The organism is Arthrobacter sp. H5, assembly GCF_000520595.1.
GTDB lineage: Bacteria > Actinomycetota > Actinomycetes > Actinomycetales > Micrococcaceae > Arthrobacter_D.
On record NZ_KI914978.1, the window covers coordinates 101176 to 106383 of the forward strand.

Below are 5208 nucleotides of genomic sequence, written 5' to 3' on the forward strand. Positions count from 1 at the left end.
CCCGCCAGCGCGCCGGGTCACTCAGCTCCTTGACGGCAGCCGTGAACGCGGTGGAGGCATCAGCGTTCACGTAGATCGCTGCCGTCCCGCCCACTTCGCGGAAGATCCGGGTATCGGCTGCGATGACGGGGGTTCCCGCCGCCATGGCTTCGATCACGGGAAGCCCATAACCCTCGGCGCGGGACAGGGTGACCAGTGCGGTGGCCGACCGCAGGAGCTCCTGGTAGCCGTCGTCGCTGATCCCGTTGTGGAACACCACCTCCACGCCCGGAGGAACCAGCGCCTCCAGCTCGCTGCGGCGTGCGGGGGTGATGCGGCTCAGCAGGTGCAGCGTCCAGCCGTGAAGGCCGTCCATGCCACGAATCACCGTCTCAACGTTCTTGTACGGCATGAACGATCCCATATAGACCAGCGTCCGGTCGGGCATGGCGTCCGCCGGTCTCGCCACGATCCCCTCCTGGGGTGCGTTGCCCACAATCCGGACCGGTCTGCGGGTCAACCGGTGCCTGCTGATCAGTTCCTGCGTGGTGTGGGAAATGGTGGCAACCACGTCGGCACGGTTGAGCAGCAGACGCTGCGGCCAGTAGGCCAGATGGTAGAGGCGCCACAGGGCACGCACCGGAAGAGGCAAAAAGCCGGGTGGCTTGCGGTTTTGGTAGTAGATGAGGTCCTGGAGGGTTAGCACGAGCGCGTACCGGCGCCCCCAGGCGCCCATGGTCTGCAGCGGGCAGAAGACGACGTCGGCATGGAGCGCGTTGATCCGGCGGCTGACGAACAACTCGGCGGGGGAGAGGGGACTGTTGATTTTCAGAAAGGGAACGTCGGGGAGGAGCGCCAACTGACGTTCATCGTGGATCAGCATGGTTACGTCCGCCTGCGCGGCCAGGGCAGCTATGAGGCTGGCGCCGTAACGGCTGATCCCGTCATGGTGGTCGGTCCGGGTAAACCGCGCATCAATGGCAATTTTCAGTTCCAGGTCCACAGGTTGCGCTCCTTGAGGAAGTTGATGATCAGCTCTGCGGCCGTGTCGGGTGTCTCGTAGTGGATGAGGTGGCCCACGCCGGGAATGATCCGCAGGGTGCAATCCGGGATCATCGCGGCGAGGGCGCGCTGCTCCGGTACCGACCCGATGTCGTCCAGTTCTGCAGCGATCAGCAACACGGGCATGCTCAGCTGCTGGGCGGAATCCCGCACGGTTCCGGTGATGGAGGCGGTGAAGGCCTGTTGCACCACATCGCGCGCGGCAAACGCACTGAAGTAGGCATGGTGCTGGCCGTGAATGTATTTCCTGAGTTCCGGGTCCCTGGTCTTCGCCATGAATATACTCATGCCGCGCACGATCAGCGGATTGCCCAGCACGGCCAACCCGAGCTGTTCCGGCAACGCGGCGCTGGCCCGGTAATACAGTTCGGCGAGCCGGGAAGCGATCCGGCTGGACCCTTCAAGCGCGGGGGCGCTGATGGGGTTGATCAGGATCAGTGACGAAACCGCTTCCGGGTTGTCTGCGGCAAACCGGGAGGCGATGATCGACCCAAAGGAATGTCCCAGCAGAACGGTGCCACTGCCCAGCTGAAGGGCAGCCAGGCTGAACCCGACAAACCGGGCGTAAGCGCCGACGTCGTGCATTGTTTTCAACGCGCGGGACTGTCCAAATCCGGGCAGGTCCGGCACAATCACACGGTGCGCTGGGAGCGCCTCCACAATCCGCAGCAGGCCATGGTGGTCGCCGCGGAATCCATGGACCATGAAGATTACGGGCGCGTCCCTGCGCGCGGTCACGGGCGGAAAATCCCAGTATCGTTGAAGCGCTCCATCAAGGCTTAGCGTCCGCACTGTGGCGCTGCGGCTGTTTATCACCACCTTAATTCACCTGGTCCGGGTGGGAGCCAAAGCGCCTGTCCGCCTCCAGCTCAGCGATGGCAGCAAGCTCAAAGCCGCTCAATTCGAAGCCGTACACGTCCAGATTCTGGGCGATGCGTTCCCTGCTACTTGCCTTGGGAATCGCTGTGACTCCGGCCTGCAGATGCCAGCGCAGGATGACCTGCGCGGGTGTGCGCCCGAGCTTCGCGGCGATGTGGCCGATGGTGGGATTGGTGAGCACCGCGCCGCGCCCAAGCGGGCTCCATGCCTGAGTGACGATGCCATGGGACTCGTGGAACGCCCGCAGACCGTGCTGCTGAAGAAGCGGGTGCAATTCAATCTGGTTGACCGCCGGCACAACGTCTGTTTCCCGCACGAGCTGCTCCAGGTGGTGCTTCTGAAAATTCGAGACGCCGATCGCCCGGACCCTTCCGCTGTGATAGATCTTCTCCAAAGCGCGCCAGGACTCCACATACAACTCCTTCGCGGGACAGGGCCAGTGAATCAGGTAGAGATCCAGATACTCCAACCCCGTAGCGGCCAGGGAGGACTCAAATGCGGCCAGAGTGGCGCTGAATCCGTGGTTGTCATTCCACAGCTTGGAGGTGACAAAGACATCCTCCCGTTGGACCTGCCCGTTGGCTACGGCGTCGTTGACCGCCTGGCCCACGCCGTCCTCATTTCCGTACAGGGCTGCCGTGTCAAGGGTGCGGTAGCCGGATTCCAGCGCCAGGGTGCACAATCCGCGGGTGTCACCCGGCGGTACCTTGTAGACGCCGTACCCAAGCTGGTCCATCAGCACGCCATTGTTGAGGGACACTTTGTCGGCCTTATGCATACCCCCGACTTTACCGACCAATTCCCGCGGTCGAACACTCGCGGCCGGGTGCGTCACCGGGCTTGTTCACGGATAAGCTTCCGGGCAGACCCTTCGTCGAGGATCAGGTCGGTTGCCAATCCGGCGGCGAGGGCGCCCCGCAGGCCATTGATCTTCGTTTCGCCGGATACCACGCAGATGCGCCGCCTGACCTGTCGAAGCTGGTTGAGTTCCGGGCCGGTACTGCGCCGGTTGAGCAGGATGTCCTGGTGGCTGCCGTCGGCGCGGAAGAATACCGTCGCGACGTCGCCCACCACGCGGTTCTCTTCGAGCACCCGCAGGTCCGCATCATCGAGGTAGCCGCCGGAATAGACGTGGCTCGGGATGCCCGCGTCAATCGATCCGAGCCCGAAGATCGCCATGGTCATACGCCGCTGCAGGTCCAGGATCCGCTTTACGCTTCGTTCGGCCCACATGGCGGTTTTGGTTTCGGCGTGATCAAAAAAAGCCGGCACGGGGAACTGCTCCACCCGCGCCCCGTAGGCAGCGCCGAAGCGCCTGAGAATCTCGCTTGCGTACGTGATCCCTGTGGTCTGGGTATTTCCGGCACCATTCAACTGCACAATTGTGCTGTCATGGGTGACCTTGCGCGTCAGATGGTGGCTTACCGCGCTCAGGGTCGATCCCCAGGCGACGCCGATAATTGCGTTCGAGTCCACCAGCGGTCCAATGGTGCGGGCCGCCTGGATGGCCACCCGGTCCAGCACCTCGGAGTCGCTGACAATGTCGGTCACGGGCACAACATGGGCCTCCACGCCAAACCGCCGTCTGATCTGCTGCTCAAGCGATGGGGCGCGCTCCAGTGGATTGTTGATCTGGATCTGCACCAGTCCGGTGTCCCGCGCCATGGAGAGCAGACGGGAAACCGTGGAGCGCGATGTCCTCAGCTCCCGGGCGATTGCGTTCATGGTGAGATCCTGCAGGTAATACATCTGCGCGGCCCGCAGTGCGTCCCGGTTCCGGGCGCCGCCGGAGTCCGACACGGGTTCGGACGATTGTGCACGGCCGTCTCGACGGACAGGCTGCCTTGACTCTCTCACGGGTACTCCTCAGCGACGATACTGCACGTTTGTGCAATGGCATTGACTAATATTCCCACCTTTTCGAAGAATGGTTGAAGCAGCTGCATATTCAATCCATAAGTCAAGCCACGCACACGTCACGGAGTACACACTGGTGAGGAATACAGCCGACCGAAATCCCGACAACCACGCAGACCACGGCACACGACCGGCGGTCCGGCAGCTCAAAGACAATCCCCAAACACAGGTGCTGATCATTGGCGGCGGCATCAACGGCGCCGGGACCTTCCGTGACCTTGCGCTTCAGGGTGTGAACGTGACCCTCGTGGAGCGCGGCGACTACTGCCAGGGTGCCTCCGGAGCGTCCTCGCATATGATCCACGGTGGAATCCGCTACCTGGAGAACGGCGAGTTCCGCCTGGTCCGCGAATCGGTCATGGAGCGTAACTCCCTGCTGAAACTGGCTCCCCACTATGTCAAGCCGCTGCAGACCACCATCCCGATCTTCAGTACTTTCTCCGGAGTGCTCGCCGCACCCGTCCGTTTCCTGACTCATCGGCAGGGCAAACCACGCGAGCGGGGCGCGTTCCTGATCAAAGTCGGTCTCGCCCTGTATGACGCTTTCTCCCGGGCAGGCGGCACTGTGCCGCGGCACCGGTTCGACGGCCGCCGGAAGTCCCTTGCCGCGCTCCCGGCTCTTCGCCCCGACGTCAAATACACGGCCACCTACTTTGACGCCTCGGTGCACAACCCCGAGCGACTCACCCTGGATGTACTGCGCGACGGACTCAATGCACATCCCGGAGCCCGGGCGGTCAACTATGTGAGTGCGGTGGGAAGGAACGACGACGGCGTGGTGCTCCGCGATGAACTAACCGGGGACGTATTCACTGTTGCCGCCGACGTCGTCGTCAATGTCTCCGGGGCCTGGGTGGACGGCACTAATTCCGCACTCGGCGCTCCCAGCACCTTCATGGGCGGAACCAAGGGATCGCACATTGTCCTGGATCACCCGGGGCTCCTTGAAGCCTGCGCGGGACGCGAGATCTTCTTCGAACACTCGGATGGGCGCATCGTGCTGATCTATCCCATGGGGGATCGGGTCCTGGTGGGCACAACCGACCTCGACACCGACCTTGCTACACCGGCGGTGTGCACCGCGGAAGAGTTCTCGTATTTCTTTGATCTGATCACGCATGTGTTCCCTTCCATCACCGTGGACCGTGAAAGCGTTGTCTACAGCTTTTCCGGCGTCCGCCCTCTGCCTCGGCATGATGATACGCAGCCCGGATTTGTCTCCCGCGATTACCGGATTGAAAAATCATCCACCGCCACCGCAGGGGTAACCTTCAGCGTTGTCGGCGGCAAATGGACTACGTTCCGCGCCCTGTCGGAGCATGTGGCCGACGAGGTGCTGAATATCCTGGCGGTGCGGCGCGCTGCGTCCAC

General features: G+C 62.8%; 5 protein-coding genes. 1 reads left to right on the forward strand and 4 read right to left on the reverse strand.

The window, feature by feature from the left end; all coding sequences use genetic code 11:
- From Y708_RS22355 to Y708_RS0102285, 4 genes are all read right to left on the reverse strand, one after another.
- Positions 1-970: glycosyltransferase (locus tag Y708_RS22355; RefSeq protein ID WP_035775000.1), on the reverse strand; the 970-nt coding region annotated here is incomplete at its 3' end.
- Positions 967-1779, reverse strand: coding sequence for an alpha/beta fold hydrolase (locus tag Y708_RS22360; protein WP_253905660.1), 813 nt, complete (start codon positions 1777-1779; stop codon positions 967-969). The genes Y708_RS22360 and Y708_RS22355, both read right to left, overlap by 4 nt.
- A gap of 82 nt (positions 1780-1861) precedes the next feature.
- Positions 1862-2698, reverse strand: coding sequence for an aldo/keto reductase (locus Y708_RS0102280; RefSeq protein WP_028278661.1), 837 nt, complete (start codon positions 2696-2698; stop codon positions 1862-1864).
- Positions 2699-2751: 53 nt separating this feature from the next.
- Positions 2752-3669, reverse strand: a complete 918-nt coding sequence (locus Y708_RS0102285; protein WP_051478516.1) for a sugar-binding transcriptional regulator — start codon at positions 3667-3669, stop codon at positions 2752-2754.
- Between the two features lie 244 nt (positions 3670-3913).
- Here Y708_RS0102285 and Y708_RS22365 point away from each other — a divergent pair.
- The coding region (locus Y708_RS22365; protein ID WP_253905661.1) for a glycerol-3-phosphate dehydrogenase/oxidase at positions 3914-5208 on the forward strand (1295 nt) is incomplete at its 3' end.

What these genes read in the sequence shown, in the direction of transcription:
- Y708_RS0102285 (WP_051478516.1), bottom strand. Translation starts at nt 3,669, where the DNA reads ATGTATTACCTGCAGGATCTCACCATGAACGCAATCGCCCGGGAGCTG.
- Y708_RS0102280 (WP_028278661.1), bottom strand. Translation starts at nt 2,698, where the DNA reads ATGCATAAGGCCGACAAAGTGTCCCTCAACAATGGCGTGCTGATGGAC.